This is a genomic window from Serratia sp. CY56464 (genome assembly GCF_052168435.1).
GTDB lineage: Bacteria > Pseudomonadota > Gammaproteobacteria > Enterobacterales > Enterobacteriaceae > Serratia > Serratia marcescens.
In genome coordinates this window covers 2,049,437-2,073,361 of the sequence record NZ_JBJNMV010000001.1, presented here as the reverse complement: position 1 = coordinate 2,073,361, position 23,925 = coordinate 2,049,437, and the positions used below count along the sequence as shown (strand labels likewise).

Genomic DNA, 23,925 nt, shown 5'->3' with positions numbered 1-23,925 from the left:
CGGCATCATTCAGGTTTGGCTTGACATCACCGAGTTTGAGGAATCTCCAGCAATTCCAATAGGCGATTATTGACTTTGTCTGCGTCAAATCTTTCTTGGGCCAATTGATAACTGGCAAGTCCCATATCCGTTATCTTTTGTGGGTTTTCGATCAATTCGCACATCTTTTCCGCTAGCTCAGCATGTGACCAGCGTTTGACTAAATAACCGTTAACGCCTTGAACTACTGTTTCCCGACAACCCGGCACATCCGTGCTTAAAACGGCACGTCCCATGGCCATTGCTTCCTGAGTACTACGCGGGATCCCTTCGCGATAGTAGGAAGGTAAAACGAAAACGCTGGACTTCGCAATCCATTCCGCCACGTTTGAAACATGGCCTGGGGCGATGATGATATCGTCTTCAATTAAATTATTCAGGCATTTTACTGTTAAGCTACCTGGGTTTTGCGTATCTATCGCGCCTAACATATAGAAGCGAGTTTCTGGGTATTTAGCTTTAACTATTTTTGCGGCGGCGACGTATTCGTGAACCCCTTTTTCGGCCAACAAACGGGCGATAAAGATGAAGGAAACGGGGGACGTCGGAGGGGGCGTGAAAGGATAGTCAGCCAGATTCAAACCGATACCGCCTAAGACATGTGCCTGCTTGACGTTGATTTTGCAGTTAACCAGCAGATCATGACGATCGTCAGGATTCAGAAGAATGAGCGCATCAAGGCTTGGGAAGATACAACGGTAGAGCATGACCTGAATCTTTTTTAAAAGCCTTACTTTCCTGCTCACACCTTGCGGCTGTTCAGTAAATAGGTAGCCCAAGCCTTCCAGCATCGCGTAACGTTTTTTAACGCCCGCCATGACTGCCGCCAAAGTGCCAAAGATGCTGGGTTTAGAAAAATAGGAAAAAACCAGGTCGGGAGCTAAACGCTTTAACTGTTTGCTAAGCGCATAGGTATCCAGGAAATCTTTTAGCGGATTGAGGCCTGTCCGGCTGAATTTATAGTCAACCGGTATCGCTCCCAGATTTGTAACCTGCATGCGTGTGTTGTCATCATAATCCAGAGCCAGGGCGTAAACCGTATGCCCCTGCTGGTGCAATGACTTTATCAGATCGGCTCTAAAGCCAACCACACAATTTGCTGCTGTACCTATTAGTGCTATTTTCATAAAAACCTTATCAATATACCGCCAAAGCCATTAATTATTGTTTTTTAGCTCTGTATAAATACATTCCCACTGTGTAACTATTTCATCTAAAGCGTATTTTTCTTTGACACGACGTCGAGCATGCTGACCTAAATGTCGCCTATCTTGCAAGGACATCCTTTCTATCGAAGCCATGGCATTGGCGAGCGCTTCAGGGTCTTTGATCGGAACCAGCAAACCATTCTCGCCCGTATTGCCGATGATTTCTCCGGGGCCGCCGCTATTGGTGACGACGACAGGAAGTTCAGAAGCCATCGCTTCAGCGACGACCAAGCCATATCCTTCCCATTCCGATGACAAGACAAAACCATCGACCTGGCGATACAGTTGCTCAATATCATTACGAACGCCAAGAAATTCAATGCGTTTTTCCAATCCAGCCTGCTCAACCTGTCGTTGTAAAGCTTCAAACAATGGGCCTTGGCCGGCGATCAGTAGTTGGCTGTCTGAGAGTTTGCCAAAGGCCGCAATCAGCGTCGGGTAATCTTTCTGTTCGACCAGACGCCCGACGGCCAACCAGCGGAAAGGGCGCTCTAAAGAGGCGCTGTGTTCTTTCCCTGGGCTGAACTTGGCAGTATCAATTCCATTGGGAATGGTACGAGTATTGCGTGCCTTGAAAACGCGTTCGCCAATAAACCGGCGTGTGGCCGCTTCGCTGATCGTTGTGTTCAACTGGCTGAGCGGGTTGGTCAGGCGATATGCCCAATCGCGAATTTTTCCGCCTTCATGAGTGTTGTGCGCCGTGCAAACTAATTTCAAAGAAGGCGTGAACAACCGCACCAGGCGAGCCAACAGGTTCGCGTGCACCATATGGCTGTGTACGACATCCGGCCGATTGCGCAACAGTTCCTTGCGCAAGCGGAGCAGTGCGAGCGGCAAGTCTTTACCTGAACGCATGCCCAGATCGTGGAGTGGGACGCCGGCGGTGGCCAATCGATCGACAAATACTGCAGATGTCGGTGGTATCAATGAGATCAGGCGCACTTGATGGCCGCGCTCGGCCAATTTCTCGAGCAGCGTGACAACTTGATATTCGGCGCCGCCGATCTCAAGACCGGTGATCACGTAGTCTATACGCATCGCTGTTTTACCCTTGGCGCTGACGATAAGAAATGAATAACTTCTTGATCAGAGAATGCGGTAACCAACTGATCGTCCATAAAGCCATTTTTAACTTGTCGCCGAGCGGAGCATTTTTTAACGATTGGCGTGCCGTCGCACACTGTCGGTTAAGCAAGCTATAGGTAATATGCGCCAAACGTATCCGGCGAAACTCCTCGGGATGATCGCGCTGCAGCCGCTCGCCGAAATCGGCCAGCGCCATTTCAGCCAGTTGCTGGTGGTAGGCGGCCTTGCTGATTTGCGATGAAAAATGCGTCAAGCGCACTGTGGCATCGTTGGAAACCCGCACCAACGGCCGATCATACGAAGGAATACCGAATTTCTCCGCAACTTTCCACCACAGCAGGTGTTCGCCACCGGCGCGATTTTCAGGATAGCGTAAGCCGGTGCCTAAAAATTGTTCACGATCAAAAACGGGCGTGAAATCGCCGGTAATGGTTTTGTTCACGTAGTCATCGAAAGTGATCAGACGAAATTCTTCTTTCTGATTTTTCTTGCTGACGGCAAATTGATACACCGGATACATCGACGTTTCAGGTTCGGGTAGACGTGCGGCCAAATACTCAGCCGTACCGGGTTCGAGCGTATCGTCATCGTCAAGCATCAAGACCCAGGGGGAGCTAGCCAACGCTAAGCCTTGCATGCGAGCGGGACCAGGGCCGCCGTTGACGGGCATGCGATGAAAGATCAGGTCGTCTATAGCAAGTTCCGGCTGCGCTGTCGTGGACGCGTCGTCAACCACTATGATTTGTATCTTGTTGTGCCTACTCCTTTCGGTCACAACGGAATCCACTGCGCGCGCGAGCAGATCTGGGCGGTTATAGGTAGTTATAACCACGCTTAGGGCAAAGTTACTCAAACTGGCTTCCTTCACAATCGAGAATAAAGCAATGACTCATGACTATCCTGTTACTGTCGGTGCCGCAATCGGGCAAGTGTAGGTGTTTGTGGCGCGACACCTGACGGCTTTCGACAGAATAAAAAAAGCAATAAGGAAAACATGGTTATCTCTGCAACCAAGAAGGCGATAGTCATGCCTAATCCGCCTAATGTGGGAACCAGGAGGAAGGCAAGCAGGCAGATTATCGCTATATTGATCATCATGACCCGGCTGGCAACTTGCTCTTTACCGCCAGGAATAAACCACAATATGGCCAACGCCATGCTGCAAATGCGTAAAGGGACAACCCATACCAAAATGCTTAATAGCTCAATGGCATCCTGATAGCCGGGGCCGAAGATGGTATTCACCAGCCAACCGGCTAGCCAAACGGTCAGCAGAGCGAAGGCGATCGTTACGGTGAACAACGCTCCCAGCGCGAGGGTAACAACCCGTTTTGCGGTATGCGTCGAGTCGGATTGCAGTCTGACCAGATGGGGAAACGCAGCATTCAGAACGGGGGCTGCTAAACCGCTCGCAGCTCGAACCAGTTTTTCGGCGGGCACAAAGGCGCCAACCGTACGAGCTCCGCCCAATAATCCCAGTAGTGTAGACGCGATCGACCCCATGATGCTTTGAGCCCCTTTGTATAAAAAGAGTTCCCAGCTTTCACGCAGAACGGTAACGGCACCGCGAAAGCTGATGCGACCTAAACCAGTGGAGCGCATCATCAGCAAGGTTGGAAGTAGGGTGTTAATGATGCCCACAGTGGCTTGAATCATGAGTACACGTTGAGCGTGTTGTGGTGAGGACACCAGCAAAATGGTAAATAAAAGCCCCGTGCTGCGTAAGCCTAAATCCAGCAATGCCGGCAAAACCAGTTTTTCGATCCCGACGTAGTACCATAGCGGTGTAAAACCGAACGCCAGAATGAATAGCGATATCCACACGAACCAATGATGAGGGATCGTCGTGGCACCGGAGCCTGTCAGGATCAGGACGGCTACGGCGACACCAACGGCCATACTGAGCAGCAGTTTGGCAAACAACACATTGCTTACCAACTGAGCCAGCTGTTGCTTGTTTTCTCTGATCTTGACAACGGCACGCGCGGCGCTGAAATTGAAGCCGAATTCAACAAATACCGAGGCTGTCAGAGCGATGCCTAGCGCATAAAGCACTTGCCCGTAGTTTTGTTGGCCTAGAGCGCGAGCCAGTACGGGCAATTCGATAAGCGGAATGAACAACCCGCCTATTTGTGCCAGCATTAACCAAAAGGTATTAGTCGCGACGCGGGACATGGCATATCACAATAGAAATTGCGGTTAAAACGATGGCCCATTCGGTTAACTCATTGCTGAGGGGGTGGAAACATCCCATGAACAAGAACAGAGCTAGCACCGATAAGGGACTCAACATAGACTCGAAGCGTTCGACAAAAAGCTCCCGCTTTTCGAAGACGAATTTCAGACCGTAATAGAGAGGAGTCAAAATAAACAGCAGGTAGCCGATGAACGATAAAACGCCCTCATCAGCCAATAACTGAAGATAGGTCATGTGAATCACGCTGTCGGCGCCAAAATCATCGACCCGAGTGCTGCCAAAACCGCCTCCCCAAGGGAATTTATCTACGGTTTGCTGCCACCCGGTGTGCAGCATTTGCAAACGTATACTGTTGTCGCCTTTGACCAAACGGTCTGCCGTCGTTTCTTTTGGCGCGGCCAAAGTTTCTTCGAGAGTATGACTAATACTGAGGTTGGCCGTATCGGCATGATTGCTCGTGCGCTTCTCCATCAATTGAACAAGCAGTTTGTCATAATCTCCTGAAACCCAGCCCAGGAGTACGGGCTGAATAAGTGAGAACGACAGCAAGGTCACGACTATCAGGCTAAAATGACCGCGCACAGGCTGGGTTTGCACGCGAGCAAAGAAGGCAATGATTGCCAAGGCTCCCCATACTAACGCCAGCCACAGCATAGAGGTACGGCTACCGTCAAGCGCCATGACCAGCACTGCGCCGAATGCTAACAGCACATTGATAAAATTGGTTTTTTTTAAGCAGCGCCAAACAGCAAAAGGCCATACAAAGGCGCCGATTTTCCAAATGACACCGGGCCAACTGGCGAGCCACCCCATGCGTCCATCGCCTAAAATCACCATCGCGTCAAGTTGGCGGAAGAGCGCCAAAAGTATCAGCGGCACCAATGAAATGACGAGTGTGATGCTAAGCGCTTTTTCAAGCAAAGCGGATGAGAGCGGGGAAATTAGCAACAGGCAGAGAAGTGCAAACATGAAAGCGACGTATTTCGCCAACGTATACAGCCCTGTGCCGTGATTCATCACCGCCGCTATAGCTATGCCTGCCATAAACAGCAGCCAGCCTATCATCATGGGCTTGTAGTTGCGCAGGTTGCGCAGTCGTGCGCGAACCGTTTGCGCCGGCGAAAGAGGTGAGGCCATCAATGAGGTGGCAGCCGCAGCGGACAGCAACATCAACTGGATGAGCCAATTAAAATTGCCGCCAATATAAATCTTAATCGTTCCCAACATTGAGAACACGATGAAAATAATAGAGAAAATGCAGGAAAGTACGCGCACTTTTGACCCCAACTGTGATTTAACTGCGAGATTGTACAGGATCCGTGCTCGTCATCAATAAACCTTCACCTTTAACACGCAATCTTCCTGCATTTTTTTAGTGACTTCAGTCGCTGTGCTTGACTGTTTTAGCAGCATTCTTTGTCAACCGTCTATCGCACCAATCACTACCCACACGAGGCAATCCTGAGTTAACATGTGTGCCACATCACAAAACCTGCTGGCCGACGTTGCCTGCAGGGTCATCCTCAGACAGGAGTTCCTAAATGTCCAAGCAACAAATCGGCGTTGTCGGCATGGCGGTAATGGGCCGCAACCTCGCGCTGAACATCGAGAGCCGTGGTTACACCGTTTCCATTTTCAACCGTTCTGGCGACAAAACTGACGAAGTGATCGCTGAGAACCCGGGCAAAAACCTGGCGCCGTATTACACCGTTGAAGAGTTTGTCGAATCGCTGGAAAAACCGCGCCGCATCCTGCTGATGGTGAAAGCGGGCGAAGCAACGGATAAAACCATTGCCTCGCTGACTCCGCACCTGGACAAGGGCGATATCTTGATCGACGGCGGCAACACCTACTATCAGGACACCATCCGCCGTAACCGCGAACTGTCCGACCAGGGCTTCAATTTCATCGGTACCGGCGTTTCCGGCGGTGAAGAGGGCGCGCTGAAAGGGCCTTCCATCATGCCTGGCGGCCAGAAAGAAGCTTACGAGCTGGTGGCGCCGATCCTGGAGAAAATCGCTGCGGTTGCGGAAGGCGAGCCTTGCGTGACCTACATTGGCGCAGACGGTGCCGGCCACTATGTGAAGATGGTGCACAACGGCATCGAATACGGCGACATGCAGCTGATTGCCGAAGCCTATTCTCTGCTGAAACAGGCGCTGAATCTGAGCAACGAGCAGCTGGCCGAAACCTTCGCCGAGTGGAACAAGGGCGAACTGAACAGCTACCTGATCGACATCACCAAAGACATCTTCACCAAGAAAGACGAAGAGGGTAAATACCTGGTCGATGTGATCCTGGACGAAGCTGCCAACAAAGGCACCGGCAAGTGGACCAGCCAGAGCTCGCTGGATCTGGGCGAACCGCTGTCGCTGATCACCGAATCGGTGTTCGCGCGCTACCTGTCCTCGCTGAAAGATCAGCGCGTTGCCGCGTCTAAAGTGCTGACCGGCCCGAAAGTGGCGCCGTTCACCGGCGACAAAGCTGAATTCATCGAGAAAGTGCGTCGCGCGCTGTATCTGGGCAAGATCGTGTCCTACGCGCAGGGCTTCTCTCAGCTGAAAGCCGCGTCTAAAGAAAACAACTGGGATCTGCACTACGGCGAAATCGCCAAGATCTTCCGCGCCGGCTGCATCATCCGCGCCCAGTTCCTGCAGAAGATCACCGACGCTTACGCGGCGGACGCCGATATCGCCAACCTGCTGCTGGCGCCATACTTCAAGCAAATCGCCGACGAGTACCAGCAGGCGCTGCGTGACGTGGTGGCTTACGCCGTGCAGAACGGCATTCCTACGCCAACCTTCTCCGCCGCGATCGCCTACTACGACAGCTACCGTTCTGCGGTGCTGCCGGCGAACCTGATCCAGGCGCAGCGCGACTACTTCGGTGCGCACACCTATAAACGTATCGACAAGGAAGGCGTGTTCCATACCGAATGGATGGAATAATCCCGCCCGTTGAGCGATAAAAAAAGCCGCCGAGGTTAACGCCCGGCGGCTTTTTTATTGCGCGTGATTTAACGTCACGCTTTTTTCTGATGCCTTTCGCGCAGCCGGCCGATCACCGCGCTCATATCCAAATCCTGGTCCTGCAGCAGCACCAGCAGGTGATAGATCAGGTCCGAAGCTTCGTTGGTCAGCTCTTCGCGATCGTTGACCGTGGCGGCCAGCGCGGTTTCCACGCCTTCCTCCCCGACCTTCTGCGCGATGCGCTTGGTGCCGCTGGCGTACAGGCTGGCGGTGTACGAGCTGTCCGGGCTGGCGTGCTTGCGCTCCGCCAACAGCTGTTCCAACTGATAGAGGAACGTCCAGTCGCTGGCGGCCGGGTGGAAGCAGCTGCTGTTGCCGAGGTGGCAGGTCGGGCCGATCGGGGTGGCCAATATCAGCAGCGTGTCGTTATCGCAGTCCGGCGTGATGCTGACCACCTTGAGGAAGTGGCCGGAGCTTTCACCCTTGGTCCACAGGCGCTGCTTGGTGCGCGAGAAGAAGGTGACGTTGCCGCTTTGCTCGGTGGTCGCCAGCGCTTCCGGCGTCATGTAACCCAGCATCAGCACTTCGCCGGAAACGGCGTGCTGCACGATGGCCGGCATCAGGCCGTCGGTTTTTTCCCAGTCCAGCTGGTTTCTCTGTTGTTCTGTCAGCACACGCGAATCTCCACGCCTTGTTCGACCAGGAACCTTTTCAGTTCGCCGATATTGATGATTTGTTTGTGGAACACCGATGCCGCCAGCGCACCGTCGACGTCCGCATCGCGGAACGCTTCCAGGAAGTGCGCCATGGTGCCCGCGCCGCCGGAGGCGATCAGCGGCACCTTGCAGGCCTCGCGCACCCGGCGCAGCTGCTGCAGATCGTAACCGTTGCGCACGCCGTCCTGGTTCATCATGTTCAGCACGATCTCACCGGCGCCGCGGCGCTGCACTTCCTGTACCCAGTCGAGGGTTTCCCACTGGGTGATTCGGGTGCGGCTCTCGTCGCCGGTATATTGGTTGACATGATACTTGCCGGTTTCACTGTCGAACCAGGTGTCGATGCCCACCACGATGCACTGCACGCCAAAGCGTTCAGCCAGGCGGCTAATCAGCTCAGGATCGGCCAGCGCCGGCGAGTTGATCGAAATCTTGTCGGCGCCGAAAGACAGGATCTGGCTGGCGTCCTCGGCGCTTTTAATGCCGCCGGCGACGCAGAACGGAATATCAATCACCTCCGCCACGCGCGACACCCAGCTTTTGTCCACCACCCGGCCATCGCTCGAGGCGGTGATATCGTAAAACACCAGCTCGTCCGCGCCTTCTTGCGCATAGCGCTGCGCCAGCGGCACGATGTCGCCGATGATTTCGTGGTTGCGGAACTGCACGCCTTTCACCACTTGCCCGTCTTTAACATCCAGGCACGGGATTATCCGTTTTGCCAGCATGCGATCGCCTCCTCAACGCTAAATTTACCTTCCAGCAGGGCGCGCCCCACGATCACGCCGGCAACGCCGCTGCCGCGCAGCTGGGCGATGTCGTCCAGATTGCCGATGCCGCCCGAGGCCTGGAAGGCCACCTGCGGATAACGGCGGCTGATCGCCTGATACAGCGCCACGTTGGAACCGGCCAGCGTGCCGTCGCGCGAAATATCGGTGCACAGCACGTGCTTGAGCCCGTAGGGCAGGAACTGCTCCACCACCTGTTCCAGCGTGGCGTCGGAATCTTCCTGCCAGCCGCTGATGGCCACGCGTTTTACGCCCTGTGCGTCGATGCGCACGTCCAGCGCCAGCACCAGCGCGTCGGCGCCGTAGCGCTCGAACCAGCTCTGCACCAACTGCGGCTGTTTCACCGCGGTGGAGCCGATCACCACGCGCGTGGCACCGGCCTCCAGCAGGGCGCTGACGTCTTGCTCGTTGCGGATGCCGCCGCCGACCTGCACCGGCACGTCAACCCCCGCCAGCAGCTTGCGCAGCAGCGGGATCTGGCGCGCCGCCGGATCCTTGGCGCCGGTCAGATCGACCAGATGCAGCACCTGCGCGCCCTGTTGTTGATAGTCCTGCAGACGCAGCAGCGGATCGTTGCCGTAGTCGCGCTGCTGGCCGTAATCGCCCTGATGCAAACGCACCACGTTGCCGTCGATCAAATCCAAAGCCGGAATAATCATGCTGCCTACATCTCCAGAAAGTTTTTCAACAGTTGCGCGCCGGCCGCTCCAGATCGTTCTGGATGAAACTGCACGCCGAAGAAATTGTCTTTTTGCACGGCGGCGGTGAAGGGCTCGCCGTAGTTCGCCTGGGCGATGGTGCTGGGGCATATCGGCATCGCATAGCTGTGTACGAAATAGAAGTAGGCGCCGTCATCGATGCCGCGGAACAGATGGTGGCCCGCCTGCGCGGACACCTGGTTCCAGCCCATGTGCGGCAGCGGCAGGCCGAAGTCGGTCATCTGCTTCACCGGCGTATCGATGAGGCCGAGCGTGGTCACACCGCCGTTCTCTTCGCTGCTGGCCGCCAGCAGCTGCATGCCGAGGCAAATGCCCAGCACCGGCTGCGTGCAGGCCCTGATCAGTTCGATCAAATCGCGCTCGCGCAGCTGATCCATCGCCGCCTGCGCGGTGCCGACGCCTGGCAGGAACAGCTTGTCGGCGCGCAGCACGATCTCCGGATCGCGGCTCACCTCCGGCTGATAACCCAGGCGCCGCACCGCGTAGGTGACGGAGGCCAGGTTGGCGCAGCCGGTATCCAAAATCACCACGTTCATCACAGCACTCCTTTCGAACTCGGCAGGGTATTGCCCTCGACGCGGATCGCCTGGCGCAGCGTGCGGCCAAACACTTTGAACAGGCTCTCGACCCGGTGGTGGTCGTTTTTGCCCTTGGTCTTCAGGTGCAGCGTGCAGCCCATGGTGTAAGACAGCGAACGGAAGAAGTGCTCGACCATTTCGGTGCTGAGATCGCCGACGCGCTGATAGTTGAATTCGGCTTTGTACTCCAGGTGCGGGCGGCCGGAGATATCCAGCGCGCAGCGCGCCAGGCATTCGTCCATCGGTAACACGAAGCCGAAGCGGGCGATGCCGCGCTTGTCGCCCAATGCCTTGTTCAGCGCTTCACCCAGCGCCAGGCCGGTGTCTTCCACCGTGTGGTGATCGTCGATATACAGGTCGCCTTTGACGTCGATCTCCATGCGGAAGCCGCCGTGGGTGGCGATCTGATCCAGCATGTGGTCGAAGAAGCCGACGCCGGTTTTGATCTTGCTGCCGCCTTCGCGATCCAGCCACACGTTGACGTCGATCTGCGTCTCTTTGGTCACGCGGTTAACCCGCGCGTGACGGTCACGCAGGGTCAGCTGGCGCACGATCTCTTTCCAGCCCAGCACGCCGCGCTGGTAACGCAGCCCCTGGATGCCCATATTTTCCGCCAGCTGCACATCGGTCGGCCGATCGCCGATCACGTAGCTGTGTGCGGTATCGAGCACGCCGGGTTCCAGGTAGCCCTTCACCAGCGCGGTTTTCGGCTTGCGGCAGTCGCAGTTGTCCGCCGGCAGGTGCGGGCAGATCAGCACATCGGTGAACTGAATGCCCTGGGAACTGAGGATCTGCATCATCAGGTTGTGCGGCGGATCGAAGGTTTCCTGCGGGAAACTGGCGGTGCCGAGCCCATCCTGATTGGTGATCATCACCAGCTGATACCCCGCCTGTTGCAGCGCCAGTAGGGAAGGGATCACGTCTGGCTCGAGCGCCAGCTTGTCCAGGCGGTCAACCTGGAAATCTTCCGGTGGCTCGGCGATCAGCGTGCCGTCACGATCGATAAAGAGGATTTTTTGGCTCACATTGGCTCCTGGCGAGTCTGGTTGGCGCCGGGCAGGGCGGACAAGGCGTCCACCACGCGTTGACATTCGTCGCGGGTGCCTATGGTGATGCGCAGGCAGCCGGACAACCCGGGCTGTTTGTTTTGGTCTCGTAAGATAATGCCCTGATCCCACAAGCTTTTAAACACATTACTTGAGGCGGTGAAGCGGGCCAGCAGGTAATTGCTGTCGCTGGCGAAAACCTGCTCGACGCAGGCGCATTTCTCCAGCTGTTGCTGCAGCCAGCTGCGGGTGGCTGCGATGTCGGTGACGCGCTGGCGCATGGTGCGGATACCTTCCTCGCTCAGCGCCTGCGCGGCGATATCCGCCACCGGCGTCGAGAGCGGGTAAGGCGCGATCACCTTCAGCAGCAGGGCAATCAGATCTTCATTGGCGAGCGTAAAGCCGCAGCGCAGGCCGGCCAGCGCAAAGGCCTTCGACAGCGTGCGCAGAATAGCCAGGTGCGGATAGTCACTCAGCCAGCCGGCCACCGAAGCCTGCGGGCAAAACTCGATATAGGCTTCGTCCACCGCGACGATCGCCTTGCCTTTGGCCAGCTCCAGCAGGCTGCGTAGATCGTCCGGATCGATCAGGTTGCCGGTTGGGTTGTTCGGGCTGCAGACGTAGATCAGCTTTACGTTGTCCAGGCTGTCCGCGATGGCCGGCAGATCCAGCTGCCAGTCTTCTTTGGCGGCCACGGTGCGGCGCTCCACGCCGAAGGTTTCGGCGCTGACGGCGTACATGCCGTAGGTCGGCGGGCAGAACAGAATGGCGTCTTTGCCCGGCTCGCAGAAGGCGCGGATCAGCAGCTCGATGCCTTCATCGGCGCCGCGGCTGACCAGCACCTGCTCTTTCTTCACCCCGGCGTAGGCGGCGTAGCGTTCGATCACCTGCGCCGGCTGGCATTCCGGATAGCGGTTGAAGGTTTGCGCGGTCAGCTGGAACTCGGGCGCGATCGGGTATTCGTTGGCGTTCAACCACACGTCGCCCTTGCCACCGAGGCGGCGCGCCGATTGATAAGGGGTCAGCTCGCGAACGTTGGCGCGCGCCAGTTTTTCGATGCTCATGCTTGCTCCTTCAGGGCGGCGACGCGCAGGGTCACGGCATTCTTGTGGGCGATCAACTGCTCGGCGGCAGCCAGCGTCTCGATGGTGGCGGCCAGGTTGCTGAAGCCCTGCGGCGTCAGTTCCTGCACCGTCATGCGTTTTTGAAAATCGGCCAGCCCCAGGCTGGAGCAGGTGGCGGTGTAGCCGTAGGTCGGCAGCACGTGGTTGGTGCCGGAGGCGTAATCGCCGGCGGACTCCGGCGACCAGTCGCCGAGGAACACCGAACCGGCGCTGGTGATGCCGTCCACCAGTTCACGCGCATTGCGGGTCTGAATGATCAGGTGCTCCGGGCCGTAGCGGTTGCTGATCGCCACGCACTCGGACAGATCGCGCGCTACGATCAGGCGGCTGCTCGCCAGCGCCTGACGGGCGGTCTCGGCACGCGGCAGCTCGGCCAGCTGGCTTTCCACCGCGTCGGCCACCGCCTGCGCCATCGCCGCGTCCGGCGTCAGCAGGATCACCTGCGAATCCGGGCCGTGTTCGGCCTGCGACAGCAGATCGGAAGCGACGAATGCCGGGGTGGCGCCGGCGTCGGCGATCACCAGCACCTCCGAAGGGCCGGCAGGCATGTCGATGGCCGCGCCGTCGAGGCGCTGGCTGACCTGCCGCTTGGCTTCGGTCACGAAGGCGTTGCCCGGCCCGAAGATCTTCGCCACGCGCGGCACGCTCTCGGTGCCGAACGCCAGGGCGGCGATCGCCTGCGCGCCCCCGACCTGAAACACTTCCTGCACGCCGCACAGCTGCGCCGCATACAGAATCTCATCGGCGATCGGCGGCGGCGAGCACAGCACCACCCGGCGGCAGCCGGCGATGCGCGCCGGCGTCGCCAGCATCAGCACGGTGGAGAACAGCGGCGCCGATCCGCCGGGAATATACAGACCCACCGAGTCGATAGGGCGGGTCACCTGTTGGCAGCGCACGCCCGGTTGCGTTTCGACGTCCACCGGCGGCAGTCGCTGCGCGTTGTGGAAGGTTTCCACGTTGGCGACGGCAACCGCCATCGCCTGTTTGATGTCGTCGCCCAACCGCGCGGCGGCGGCGGCGATCTGCTCGGCGCTGACGCGCAGCGCCGAGACTTCCGCCTTGTCGAAACGGGCGCTGTAGTCGCGCAGCGCCCGATCGCCGTTGGCCTTCACGTTGTCGAGGATTTCGCTCACCGTGCGGGTGATGCTGTCGGAGGCGGCGATTGCCGGGCGCATCAGCAGCTCGGTCTGGCGTTCGGCGCTACTGGTCGCCCAATCGATCGGCGTGTTGAAGGTCGACATGGCGTTACTCCATCATCTTTTCAATCGGCAGCACCAGAATCGAGCTGGCGCCGAGCGCTTTCAGTTTTTCCATGGTTTCCCAGAACAGGGTTTCGCTGCTCACCATGTGCATCGCCACACGGTTCTGCGCGCCGGCCAGCGGCAGAATGGTCGGGCGCTCGGCGCCCGGCAGCAGCGCGACGATCTCGTCCAGTTTCTCGCTCGGCGCGTGCAGCATGATGTATTTGGATTCACGCGCCTGGATCACGCCCTGAATGCGGGTCATCAGGCGATCGATCAGCTGCTGTTTGGCTTCCGGCATTTCGCCGTCGCGCTGGATCAGGCAGGCCTTGGAGCGGTAGATCACCTCCACTTCGCGCAGGCCGTTGGCCTCCAGCGTGGCGCCGGTAGAGACCAGATCGCAGATGGCGTCGGCCAGGCCGGCGCGCGGCGCCACTTCCACCGAGCCGTTCAGCAGGCAAGATTTGAAGCGCACGCCCTGCTTGTCGAGGTATTGCTTCAGCAGGTGCGGGTAAGAGGTGGCGATGCGGGCGTCCTGCAGGCTTTGCGGGCCGGTGTATTCGGCGTCGAGCGGGGTGGCCAGCGACAGGCGGCAGCCGCCGAAATCGAGGCGGCGCAGGGTGAAGTAACGCGGGTCTTCGCCCTGGGCGCGGCGGCTGAGCAGCTCTTCTTCCAGCACGTTTTCGCCGATGATGCCGAGATCGACCACGCCGTCCATCACCAGGCCCGGAATATCGTCGTCGCGCACGCGCAGGATATCGATCGGCATGTTTTCCGCGAAGGCGATCAGACGCTGTTGCTGCAGGTTGATCTTGATGCCGCAGCGCGCCAGCAGTTCCTGGGATTCATCGCTCAGGCGGCCCGACTTCTGCATTGCGATCCGTAAACGTGTCTTGTCCAGCATGGTAACCTCTGTTTAATCTGTAATTTTATGAATTTATTGTAAAAACTATTCTTTTCTGTCTGTCCGGAGCCAAAAAAAAACCCTCGGAAGAAATCTTCCGAGGGCTCTCTCTTGCGTTCTGCGCGCCACTGGAAGATTAACAAACCGTCTTCCAGCACTCATCGCCTGAAAGACTAGTCAGGGTGATGGTGATGATGGTGGTTGAACTGAACGCGTGTCATGGTGTTTTTCTCTAATCAAAAGCCGGTAAAAACCGTATGCCAATTAAGCTAAACTATCCGCTGTCCACCGCGCAACCCTTTTTTAACTTCATAAATTTAATTTATTGAAACAGGTTAGGTTATTAGCCACAGACGGCTTTACCTGACCTTAAGCCGGGCAGATTGTATCGCCGTGCGCAGTGGCGTAGCCTTAGGGGTAGGGCGCTGCGATCTTCAGGAGAGGAAGAGGATGAAAAAGGTAGCCATTATTGGTTTGGGTTGGCTGGGCATGCCGTTGGCGCTGTCGCTGATGGGGCGCGGGTATGACGTGGTCGGCAGCAAAACCACGCCGGACGGCGTCGAGGCCGCGCGCATGAGCGGCATCGAATGTTACCAACTGGAGCTGACGCCGGAGCTGGTGTGCGATCCGGACGATCTGGAATCGCTGCTGCGCGTGGATGCGCTGGTGGTGACACTGCCCGCTCGCCGCACCGTCGAAGGCAGCGAAAACTATTTCAATGCGGTGCGCATGCTGGTGGACAGCGCGATGGCCTTTGGCGTGCCGCGGGTGATCTTCACCAGTTCCACCTCGGTGTACGGCGAAACCGCCGGCACGCTGCGCGAAGAGTCGCCGCTGCGGCCGGTCTCGCCGTCGGGCCGGGTGTTGGCCGAGCTCGAACGTTGGCTGCATGAATTGCCGAATACCTCGGTGGACATTCTGCGCCTGGCGGGGCTGGTGGGCGCCGATCGTCACCCCGGCCGCTTCCTGGCGGGAAAACTCGACGTGAAGGGCGGTTCGCAGGGGGTAAATCTGGTGCACCAGGACGACGTCATCGCCGCCATCCAACTGTTGCTGAAGCTGCCGAAGGGGGGCCACGTGTACAACCTGTGCGCGCCGCGTCATCCGGCCAAACGCGAATTTTATCCGGCGCTGGCCGAGCAATTGCACCTGGAGCCTCCGCAGTTCGCCGACGAGGCGGAGCAGGATGAGCGACTGGTGGACGGCAACCGCATCTGCAACGAGCTGGGTTTCGAGTACCAGCATCCCGATCCGGCGCGCATGCCGGTCAGTTAAGACGGTATATGTCGTTTAAAGCGGGAACAGATGGCTCGTCACAAAGTCGACGAACAGCCTGATTTTGACTGACAGGTGGCGGCCCGACGGCCAGAGGACATGAAAGACCATGTTCTCGCGGTGGTATTCATCCAAAACCGTCACCAGGCTGCCCTGTTCCAGCTGTCTGCGCACGGCGATCTCCGGCAAATAAGCAATGCCCAGCCCTTGTTCCGCGAAGCACACCTGCGGATCGAGGGTATTTGTCACCATGCTGGCTGGCCGTTCGGGGAGCATCTCCGTCTTGTCCCCCAGCGGCCAGATATCCAGTTTGCCGGTGCTGGGAAAGCGATAATGCAAACGGGCATGGCTTGTCAGATCCTCTGGCTTGCGCGGCATACCCGCTTTGCTGAAATAACCCGGCGCGCCAACGAAAACCTTGCGGCAGGTACCCAGCCGGCGGGCAACCAGCCGTGAGTCACTCGGGGTTCCGCTGCGGATAACGGCATCGAAACCTTCCTCAATCACGTCAACCAGCCGATCCGAATAATCAATATCCAGCTCGATCTCAGGATAGCGGCGCTTGAAGTCTCCCAATTTTGGCATGAAGAGCGTGCCCAGCGACGGGAGGCTGATGCGCAGCTTGCCCTGAGGCGTTCCCCGCGTTTGCAACAGCTCGGCTTCCGCCTCTTTCACCTCACTCAAAATGCGCCGACACCTTTCTAGGAACAAGGCCCCTTCCGGCGTCAGGTTGACCGTGCGGGTGGAACGGTGAAACAGGCGCACGCTGAGCCGTTCCTCCAGCCGGGCGATGGTTTTGCTGACCGCCGAGGCGGAGATCCCCAACTGTTGCCCGGCCGCCGTGAAACTGCGGCTTTCACTGACCCGGACGAAAACGTCGAGAGAACCCAAGCTTTCCATAGGCTTCCATTCTATTGATGACTTATGAGTCATGAGTGTTGTTCACTTTAGCCTATTTTTCTTTTATCGGCGAGTGGGCAGCATGATGCAACCGTCATCCGCGATGGGCGGAAACATCTTTGAATGGGGAGTGATTGATGAATCAAACGACGATATCTGCGCCTGCCGGGAGCATCGAGCGGTTGCCGCTGGGGGGCTTACTGGCATTGGCGATGGCCGCTTTCATCACGCTGCTGACCGAGATCATGCCGGCGGGTGTGCTTTCTTCGATCGCGGGCGATTTGAACGTGTCTGAAAGCCTGGCGGGGCAATTCATCACCGCCTATGCGGTGGGCGCGTTGGTCGCCGCCATTCCGCTGACCGCATTAACGCAAGGCATGCGGCGCCGCCCCTTGCTGTTGAGCGCGATCTGCGGTTTTGCCATCGTCAACCTCGTCACGGCGCTGTCGCATGATTACCATGTCTCATTGGCGACGCGTTTCTTCGCCGGCGTTTTCGGCGGCATCGTTTGGTCTTTGCTGGCCGGTTACGCCGTGCGCATGTCACCGGCTCATCTTGGCGGCCGCGCTATTGCGATCTCCGGCGCCGGCGCCACCCTGGCGTTGGTGCTCGGCGTACCGCTTGGCACGTTGCTTGGTCGAGCCATCGGTTGGCAGGGCGCCTTTGGCCTGATGACGTTGATGGCGCTCGCGCTCGTGGCGTGGATCATCGCCATTGTGCCGGATTTCCCCGGCCAGGCTAAGGCGCATCGCCCGTCTCTGAGCGGCGTCTTCTTGCAGTGCGGGATCCGCGCCGTGCTGTTCGTGGTGTTCACCTTCATCGTTGCCCACAACATTCTGTATATCTACCTGGAGCCTTTCCTCAAGCCGTCGGGGTTATCCGAGCGGGTCGATATCGTTCTGTTTATCTTCGGGCTGGGCGCGATTGCCGGATTAGGCATTGCCGGGATGCTGGTCGATCGGCGAGTCCAATCTCTTACGGTGACGAGTATCGTTATCTTTTCCTTCGCCGCCGTGCTGCTGGGGAGTGGGGGACGGGCGGCCCCGATTGTCTATCTCTCCGTCGCATTGTGGGGCGTGGCTTTCGGCGGTTTCGCCACCCTCACGCAGACGGCATTGTCACGGCTTTCCGGCCGCGCGGCCGACGTGGCGCAGTCCATGTATACGACGGGCTGGAATACCGCCGTGGCCGCCGGTGGCGCGGTCGGCGGCATGGTGCTCGACAGGGGCGGGACGGCCTCTTTCGCCTGGGCCATCATCGGGTTCCTCGTCCTGTCTTTAACCGGCACGCTGTTTGCCATGAATCGGGCGCTGGCCTCTCAGCGATGAGGTGATGGGCGTGCGGCGCGCGCCAAATCCTCCAGCAGCGCGTTCAACGCCTCGTCGGGCTGGACGGGGCGGCTGACCAGGCTGAGCGTGGCGCGGTAAGAGAGCGCTGCGCCGCCCAACTGCCGCAGCAGCCCCTGTTCCACCCAGCGCGCCGCGTAGTGGGTGGGCAGATAGCCAAGACAGGTGCCGCTCAGCACCAGATGGGCGACGCTTTCCATATGGTGAGCCACCGCCGCCAAGTGAGGCGGCGCGATCGGGCACAGCTGCTGCGCCAGCAGGTAGCCGCGCTTGACCCAGCGCGCGTTTTCAATCTGCTCGCGCTCCGGTTCTTCCACCGCGAACAGCGGGTGATCCTCACTGCAATAGATCGCCTGCGTCTCCTCCAGCCACGGCTGATAACGCAACGCTTCCAGCTGTTGGCCGAAGTAGCCGATGCCCAGATCGAGCTGCCGGTGCAGCAGCCCTTGCTCAATCTCGTTCGGCGAACAGATGCGGCACTGCAATTGCACGTCCTGATGTCGGCGCTGGAAGTGTTTGATGGCCTGGCTGAACGGATTGCCCGGCAGCGAAACCAGGTTATCCACCAGACCGATTTGCAGATCGCCGGTCAGCAGGCCGTTCAGCGACTGGCTGACCCGGGTGAAGTCGCGGGCGGCGTTGAACAGCGAGCGGCAGGCGATCAGCATGCGTTCGCCCTTGGGCGTCAGCCGGAAGCCGGAGCGCCCGCGCTGACACAGGCGAAAACCCAGCCGGGTTTCCAACGAGGCCAGATGGGTGCTGATGGTGGATTGGTTCATCAGCAGCGCTTCCTGCGCGGCGCTGACGCCCTGGGCTTCCGCCACTGCGACGAACACCCGCAGCAGTTTCAGATCGATATCGCTTAGGTTGGTGAGCATCGCCCCCTCCGCAGAACGTCGGCCGGTTAACCCATTTTTAACATCGAAGAAATAGGTGCGGCGCTGAAGATATGGCCTTCCTTATGGCATGAATTTTAAATAAAAATCAATACTTCAATAAGTTAGTTGCATCGCGTTTTTCGATGTTTACATGCAAAAGCGGGAATGGTAGCCGAGGTGGCCAACGGGGTAGCCTGCGAATGTTGCTCAAATGTTTCAATCCATCGCAGATAAAGACAAGGAAACGCCATGCTGAACCAACCCCAAAGCGGTAACGATATGCCGCGCTTTGCCGGCCTCCCCACCATGATGCGCCTGCCCGCGGCCGAACAGGCGCGCGGTCTGGACGCCGCCTTCGTCGGCGTTCCACTCGATATCGGCACCTCCAACCGCAGCGGCACTCGCTATGGCCCGCGCCAGATCCGCCAGGAATCGGTGATGATCCGCCCCTACAACATGGGCACCGGCTCTGCGCCGTTCGAACGGCTGCAGGTGGCCGATCTGGGGGATGTCGCCATCAACCCCTACAGCCTGGCGGACAGCGTACGGCGCATCGAGGCGGCTTACCACGAGATCCTGGCGCACGGTTGCACGCCGTTGACGCTCGGCGGCGATCACACCCTGACGCTGCCGGTGCTGCGCGCCATTGCCCGTCGTCATGGTCCGGTCGGGCTGATCCACGTCGATGCGCATTCCGATACCAACGAGGAGATGTTCGGCGAACAACTGGCGCACGGCACCACTTTCCGCCGCGCGTTTGAGGAGGGGCTGCTGGCGCCGGAAAAGGTGGTGCAGATTGGCCTGCGCGGCAGTGGCTATGCGGCGGACGACTTCGACTGGTCACGCCGCCAGGGCTTTCGTGTGGTGCCGGCCGAGGCCTGCTGGCACCGGTCGCTGACGCCGCTGATGGCGGAGATCCGCGAGCAGATGGGCGAAGCGCCGGTTTATCTCAGTTTCGATATCGACGGGCTGGATCCGGCCTTCGCGCCGGGCACCGGCACGCCGGAGGTCGGCGGGCTGTCGGTTTGGCAAGGTCTGGAGATCGTGCGCGGCTGCCGTGGGTTGAACCTGGTCGGCGGCGACGTGGTGGAAGTGTCGCCACCTTACGATCGCTCCGGCAACACCGCGCTGCTGGCCGCCAACCTGTTGTTTGAAATGTTGTGCGTGCTGCCGGCCCGTTGAGGCCGGCGCACTGACTCTACCGGCGGAGCGGTTGCGTCGGGGCCCCTGATAACAATAACTACGGAGTGGAGGTACCCATGAATCTCGATCTGCTGGTCGTGGTGTTTTACTTTCTGGTGATAGGCGCGGTGGGGTGGATGGGCATTCGCCGCGCCAACTCCAAAGAGGCGTATCTGGTGGCCGGGCGCAACCTGGGGCCGGGGCTGTATCTGGGCACGCTGTCGGCGGTGGTGCTCGGCGGCGCGTCGACCATCGGCAGTGTCAAGCTCGGCTACACCTACGGCATCTCCGGCGTCTGGCTGTGCGGCGCGCTCGGGCTGGGCATTGTGGTGCTGAGTCTGGTGCTGGCCAAACCGCTGCTCAAACTGAAGCTGTATACCGTCAGCCAGGTGCTGTCGCGGCGCTATCACCCGGCGGCGCGGGTCACCAGCGGCGCGATCATGCTGGCGTATGACCTGATGGTGGCGGTGACCTCGATCATCGCCATCGGCAGCGTGATGCAGGTGATGTTCGGCCTGTCGTTCAGCGCGTCTATCCTGCTCGGCGGCGGGCTGGTGGTGCTGTATTCGACGCTGGGGGGCATGTGGTCGCTGACGCTGACCGACATCATTCAGTTCATCATCATGACCGTCGGCATGATGCTGGTGCTGATGCCGATGAGCATCGTCAAGGCCGGCGGCTGGGAGGCGTTCACCAGCCTGCTGCCCGCCGGTTACTACCAACTGTCGTCGATCGGGCTGGATACCATTCTGGTGTTCTTCCTGATTTACTTCTTCGGCATTTTGATCGGTCAGGACATCTGGCAGCGGGTGTTCACCGCCCGTAGCGCCAATGTGGCGCGCTTCGCCGGGCTGGGGGCGGGCGTCTATTGCGTGCTGTACGGCGTGACGGGCGCGCTGATCGGCATGGCCGGCAAGATCGTGCTGCCGTCGCTCAGCAACACCGACGGCGCCTTCGCAGCCATCGCGCAGGCGGTGTTGCCGGTCGGCGTCAGCGGGCTGGTGGCCGCCGCGGCCCTGGCGGCGCTGATGTCCACCGCCAGCGCCTGCCTGCTGGCGTCTTCCACCATCGCGCTGGAGGACGTGTTGCCGGCCATCCGCCGTAAACCTTCCGGCGGGCTGGCCGCCGGGCGCTTCACCACGCTTTTCATGGGCGCGGTCATGCTGGGGCTGGCGTTTGTGGTGCGCGACGTGTTGGCGGCGCTAACGCTGGCTTACAACCTGTTGGTGGGCGGCATGCTGATCCCGTTGGTGGGGGCTATCTTCTGGCCGCGCGCCACCAGCGCCGGCGCCATCGCCAGCATGCTGACCGGCAGCCTGTGCGTGGTGGGGCTGATGATCTGGCACGGCATCGACGCCAACAGCCCGATCTACGGCGGTCTGCTGGGCGGCGGCGTCGCCTTCGTGCTGGGCAGCCTGCTGAGCCGCCCGGCAGCGCAGCTGCAGCCGCAAACCGAGCGTTGAAAAGACGAGGTGGGACATGAACAATCGCAATGTGGCGCCACGCCCAAAAATTGAAGTGCGCTCGATAGACTATGTGCCCCGTCACGAGCGGCATGGCAAGGTTTGGCATCAGGCGCCGTTTTGGTTCACCGGTAATTTCGTTTTGACGACGATGGTGGTCGGTTTCACCGGCCCGGCGTTGGGGTTGGGCGCGCTTTATTCGATGCTGGCCCTTGCCGTCGGCGTGGGGTTCGGCACGTTCTTCATGGCGTGTCATGCCAATCAGGGGCCGCGCATGGGGCTGCCACAGATGATCCAGTCGCGGGCCCAATTCGGCCTGCGTGGCGCCATCGTTCCCTTTGCCGCCGTGGTGTTTGTTTACATCGGTTTCAACGTGTTCAACGTTATTCTCGCGACCGATGCGATCAACACGGTGTTGCCGGGGCACCGTCTGCCTTGGTATGCGTTGCTGATCGCGGTGGCCGTGCTGTTGGCGATCGTCGGCCACGATATGCTGCATGCGGTGCAGCGCTGGCTGACCTATGTGATGATGGCGGTGTTCGGTGTGCTGACGGTCGGCGCCGTGTTGTCGCTGCGGATGGACGCCGTTGTCGGCGCCGGGAATTTCTCGTGGGCGGCCTTTTTGATTCAGCTGTCGGCCGCCGCCGGCTATCAAATCAGCTACGCGGTGTACGTCTCCGACTATTCGCGCTATTTGCCGCATGAAACGCCGTCTGCCAACGTGATCTTTTGGACTTATCTGGGGGCGGCCGGATCGGCGCTTTGGCTGATGTCGCTGGGGGCGTTTCTGGCCTCAGCCTTACCGGCCCCCGATGCGATCGGCAGCGTACAGGCGGTGGGGAATGCCGTCTATCCTGGGTTTGGCACGTTGGCCGTGCTGATCGCCGTGCCCTCGCTGGTCGGTATCATGGCGGTCAACTGTTATGGCGCGATGCTGACCAGCCTCAGCGCGATTGACGCGTTCCGTAAAGTGACGCCGACGTTGAAATTACGCATGACCGGCATTGGCGTCGTCGCTCTGACGGTGTTTGCGGTGGCGTTGGCCATCCCGGCGAGCTATCTCGCCAGCTTCAATACCTTCGTGCTGCTGATGCTGTATTTCCTGGTGCCCTGGACGGCGGTGAACCTGATGGACTTTTACGTGGTGCGCGGCGGGCATTACGCGATTGGTGAAATCTTCAACCCGGCGGGGATCTACGGCCGATGGGGCGGCTCCGGTCTGACGGCCTACGCGATCGGCCTGCTGGCGATGGTGCCGTTCATGACGTTGGGCTTTTACACTGGCCCCTTTGCTGTTTTACTGGGCGGCGCGGATATCGCTTTTCTGATCGGCCTGCTGGTGGCCGGGAGCGTTTATGTCGTAATGTGCCGGAAGCTCGATCTCGAAGCCGAACGGCGGGTGGTGTTGCGCTGCGAGGGGTTATTGGAAGGAGAACAGGAGTGAAGGAAAAAATCAGCGTCGCATGCTGCCAGTTAGCGTTGCGGGTAGGGGAAGCGGATCACAATCGGGCGCTGTCCGCCCAGGCTATCCGCCGGGCGGCGCAGCGCGGCGCCAACGTCATCGTGTTGCCGGAGTTGGTGAACAGCGGCTACGTGCTGCGCGATAAGGCGGAGGCGCTGGCGTTGGCCGAAGCCGAGGACGGGCCTAGCCTCAGCCTGTGGGGGACCCTGGCGCGCGAGTTGGATGTGGCGATCGTCGCCGGTTTCTGCGAGCGGCTGCCCGATGGCGGGGTGGCCAACAGCGCGGCGTTGATCGATGCGCAGGGCGTGAGGGCGATTTACCGCAAGGCCCACCTGTGGCATGAGGAGAGCACGATCTTTACCCCCGGCGATCGGCCGCCGCCGGTCGTCGAGACGCGCTTTGGTCGGTTGGCGGTGATGATCTGCTACGATCTTGAATTCCCCGAATGGGTGCGGCTGCCGGCGCTGGCCGGCGCTCAGCTGCTGTGCGCACCGGTCAACTGGCCGCTGGCGCCGCGCCCGCAGGGCGAACGGCCGGCGGAGATGGTGAAGGCGCAGGCCAACGCCGCCGTCAATCGGCTGTTCATCGCGGTGTGCGATCGTTGCGAAACGGAACGCGGCGTTGCGTGGATCGGCGGATCGGTGATCGTCGACGCCGATGGCTATCCGTTGACGCAGAGCCTGACAGGCGAAGGCATGGTGCTGGCATCGATGGATATCGGCGCGGCCGATGACAAACACATCGGCCGCCACAATCACGTGCATCGCGATCGGCGGCCGATGCTGTATTGAAGCGGCGGGG

Annotated in this window: 23 protein-coding genes and 1 other annotated feature; of the genes, 7 read left to right on the top strand and 16 right to left on the bottom strand. The window is 59.4% G+C overall.

Annotation, left to right across the window (positions count from 1 at the left end):
• Nucleotides 1-26: 26 nt before the first annotated feature.
• Genes ACJ8KE_RS10090 through ACJ8KE_RS10070 form a run of 5 tightly spaced genes read right to left on the bottom strand, consistent with a single transcriptional unit; the run spans nucleotide 27 to nucleotide 5,805 of the window.
• Nucleotides 27-1,166 carry a glycosyltransferase family 4 protein gene (locus ACJ8KE_RS10090; protein WP_028127962.1) on the bottom strand — a complete coding sequence of 380 codons (1,140 nt, stop codon included), beginning with the start codon at nucleotides 1,164-1,166 and terminating at the stop codon, nucleotides 27-29.
• A gap of 30 nt (nucleotides 1,167-1,196) precedes the next feature.
• Nucleotides 1,197-2,285, bottom strand: a complete 1,089-nt coding sequence (locus ACJ8KE_RS10085; RefSeq protein WP_016928412.1) for a glycosyltransferase — start codon at nucleotides 2,283-2,285, stop codon at nucleotides 1,197-1,199.
• 7 nt (nucleotides 2,286-2,292) lie between these two features.
• Nucleotides 2,293-3,186 (bottom strand): glycosyltransferase family 2 protein, encoded by an 894-nt coding sequence (locus ACJ8KE_RS10080; RefSeq protein ID WP_161801398.1) that lies wholly within the window; start codon nucleotides 3,184-3,186, stop codon nucleotides 2,293-2,295.
• A 50-nt stretch (nucleotides 3,187-3,236) separates the two neighbouring features.
• On the bottom strand, nucleotides 3,237-4,508 hold the full coding sequence (locus tag ACJ8KE_RS10075; RefSeq protein WP_016928410.1) for an oligosaccharide flippase family protein: 1,272 nt from the start codon (nucleotides 4,506-4,508) through the stop codon (nucleotides 3,237-3,239).
• Nucleotides 4,489-5,805, bottom strand: a complete 1,317-nt coding sequence (locus ACJ8KE_RS10070; protein WP_232036918.1) for a hypothetical protein — start codon at nucleotides 5,803-5,805, stop codon at nucleotides 4,489-4,491. The genes ACJ8KE_RS10075 and ACJ8KE_RS10070 overlap by 20 nt, the downstream gene beginning before the upstream one ends.
• Nucleotides 5,806-6,071: 266 nt before the next feature.
• Here ACJ8KE_RS10070 and gndA point away from each other — a divergent pair, with 266 nt between their 5' ends.
• A complete protein-coding gene (gndA, locus tag ACJ8KE_RS10065; protein WP_004938815.1) occupies nucleotides 6,072-7,478 on the top strand; it encodes an NADP-dependent phosphogluconate dehydrogenase in 1,407 nt (468 codons plus the stop codon).
• Nucleotides 7,479-7,552: 74 nt separating this feature from the next.
• Here gndA and hisIE read toward each other — a convergent pair whose 3' ends face one another.
• The 9 genes from hisIE to hisL form a co-directional block, all read right to left on the bottom strand.
• Nucleotides 7,553-8,173 carry a bifunctional phosphoribosyl-AMP cyclohydrolase/phosphoribosyl-ATP diphosphatase HisIE gene (gene hisIE / locus ACJ8KE_RS10060; RefSeq protein WP_049299812.1) on the bottom strand — a complete coding sequence of 207 codons (621 nt, stop codon included), beginning with the start codon at nucleotides 8,171-8,173 and terminating at the stop codon, nucleotides 7,553-7,555.
• Nucleotides 8,167-8,943 carry an imidazole glycerol phosphate synthase subunit HisF gene (gene hisF, locus ACJ8KE_RS10055; protein WP_016928406.1) on the bottom strand — a complete coding sequence of 259 codons (777 nt, stop codon included), beginning with the start codon at nucleotides 8,941-8,943 and terminating at the stop codon, nucleotides 8,167-8,169. The genes hisIE and hisF overlap by 7 nt, the downstream gene beginning before the upstream one ends.
• Entirely contained in the window at nucleotides 8,925-9,662 is a 738-nt protein-coding gene (gene hisA, locus ACJ8KE_RS10050) for a 1-(5-phosphoribosyl)-5-[(5-phosphoribosylamino)methylideneamino]imidazole-4-carboxamide isomerase (protein WP_016928405.1), read from the bottom strand. The genes hisF and hisA overlap by 19 nt, the downstream gene beginning before the upstream one ends.
• A gap of 5 nt (nucleotides 9,663-9,667) precedes the next feature.
• Nucleotides 9,668-10,258: an imidazole glycerol phosphate synthase subunit HisH gene (gene hisH / locus ACJ8KE_RS10045; RefSeq protein WP_004938803.1), complete on the bottom strand. Its 591-nt coding sequence runs from the start codon at nucleotides 10,256-10,258 to the stop codon at nucleotides 9,668-9,670.
• The gene (hisB, locus tag ACJ8KE_RS10040; RefSeq protein ID WP_016928404.1) at nucleotides 10,258-11,325 is read right to left on the bottom strand and encodes a bifunctional histidinol-phosphatase/imidazoleglycerol-phosphate dehydratase HisB; all 1,068 of its coding nucleotides are present in this window, start codon (nucleotides 11,323-11,325) and stop codon (nucleotides 10,258-10,260) included. The genes hisH and hisB overlap by 1 nt, the downstream gene beginning before the upstream one ends.
• On the bottom strand, nucleotides 11,322-12,410 hold the full coding sequence (hisC, locus tag ACJ8KE_RS10035) for a histidinol-phosphate transaminase (RefSeq protein WP_033640854.1): 1,089 nt from the start codon (nucleotides 12,408-12,410) through the stop codon (nucleotides 11,322-11,324). Before hisC ends, hisB begins: the two co-directional genes overlap by 4 nt.
• Complete coding sequence (gene hisD / locus ACJ8KE_RS10030; RefSeq protein ID WP_033640853.1) at nucleotides 12,407-13,714, bottom strand: histidinol dehydrogenase; 1,308 nt, start codon at nucleotides 13,712-13,714, stop codon at nucleotides 12,407-12,409. The genes hisC and hisD overlap by 4 nt, the downstream gene beginning before the upstream one ends.
• Nucleotides 13,715-13,718: 4 nt before the next feature.
• A complete protein-coding gene (gene hisG / locus ACJ8KE_RS10025) occupies nucleotides 13,719-14,618 on the bottom strand; it encodes an ATP phosphoribosyltransferase (RefSeq protein ID WP_004938793.1) in 900 nt (299 codons plus the stop codon).
• Nucleotides 14,619-14,689: 71 nt separating this feature from the next.
• Nucleotides 14,690-14,816: a sequence feature (His leader region), on the bottom strand.
• Complete coding sequence (hisL, locus tag ACJ8KE_RS10020; protein WP_100396937.1) at nucleotides 14,792-14,839, bottom strand: his operon leader peptide; 48 nt, start codon at nucleotides 14,837-14,839, stop codon at nucleotides 14,792-14,794. (Overlaps the previous feature by 25 nt.)
• Before the next feature lie 229 nt (nucleotides 14,840-15,068).
• Between hisL and ACJ8KE_RS10015 the strand changes: the two genes are divergently transcribed.
• Nucleotides 15,069-15,893: an SDR family oxidoreductase gene (locus ACJ8KE_RS10015; RefSeq protein WP_016928401.1), complete on the top strand. Its 825-nt coding sequence runs from the start codon at nucleotides 15,069-15,071 to the stop codon at nucleotides 15,891-15,893.
• A gap of 15 nt (nucleotides 15,894-15,908) precedes the next feature.
• Here the strand turns inward: ACJ8KE_RS10015 and ACJ8KE_RS10010 are convergent, their stop codons facing one another.
• Entirely contained in the window at nucleotides 15,909-16,793 is an 885-nt protein-coding gene (locus ACJ8KE_RS10010; protein ID WP_016928400.1) for a LysR family transcriptional regulator, read from the bottom strand.
• Nucleotides 16,794-16,930: 137 nt separating this feature from the next.
• Here ACJ8KE_RS10010 and ACJ8KE_RS10005 point away from each other — a divergent pair, with 137 nt between their 5' ends.
• Nucleotides 16,931-18,121: an MFS transporter gene (locus tag ACJ8KE_RS10005; protein ID WP_028127964.1), complete on the top strand. Its 1,191-nt coding sequence runs from the start codon at nucleotides 16,931-16,933 to the stop codon at nucleotides 18,119-18,121.
• On the opposite strand, the gene ACJ8KE_RS10000 is transcribed toward ACJ8KE_RS10005, so the two are convergent.
• Nucleotides 18,112-19,017, bottom strand: coding sequence for a LysR family transcriptional regulator (locus ACJ8KE_RS10000; RefSeq protein ID WP_016928398.1), 906 nt, complete (start codon nucleotides 19,015-19,017; stop codon nucleotides 18,112-18,114). The two genes, ACJ8KE_RS10005 and ACJ8KE_RS10000, sit on opposite strands and share 10 nt — an antisense overlap.
• Nucleotides 19,018-19,266: 249 nt before the next feature.
• On the opposite strand from ACJ8KE_RS10000, the gene speB reads away from it, so the two are divergent.
• The 4 genes from speB to ACJ8KE_RS09980 all read left to right on the top strand — a co-directional run bounded on the left by speB (nucleotide 19,267) and on the right by ACJ8KE_RS09980 (nucleotide 23,915).
• Nucleotides 19,267-20,199, top strand: coding sequence for an agmatinase (gene speB, locus ACJ8KE_RS09995; RefSeq protein ID WP_197754643.1), 933 nt, complete (start codon nucleotides 19,267-19,269; stop codon nucleotides 20,197-20,199).
• A gap of 77 nt (nucleotides 20,200-20,276) precedes the next feature.
• Nucleotides 20,277-21,662, top strand: coding sequence for a sodium:solute symporter (locus tag ACJ8KE_RS09990; RefSeq protein WP_049299808.1), 1,386 nt, complete (start codon nucleotides 20,277-20,279; stop codon nucleotides 21,660-21,662).
• Nucleotides 21,663-21,678: 16 nt separating this feature from the next.
• Nucleotides 21,679-23,106, top strand: a complete 1,428-nt coding sequence (locus ACJ8KE_RS09985; protein WP_116403723.1) for a purine-cytosine permease family protein — start codon at nucleotides 21,679-21,681, stop codon at nucleotides 23,104-23,106.
• Nucleotides 23,103-23,915, top strand: a complete 813-nt coding sequence (locus ACJ8KE_RS09980; RefSeq protein ID WP_016928394.1) for a nitrilase-related carbon-nitrogen hydrolase — start codon at nucleotides 23,103-23,105, stop codon at nucleotides 23,913-23,915. Before ACJ8KE_RS09985 ends, ACJ8KE_RS09980 begins: the two co-directional genes overlap by 4 nt.
• Nucleotides 23,916-23,925 lie beyond the last annotated feature (10 nt).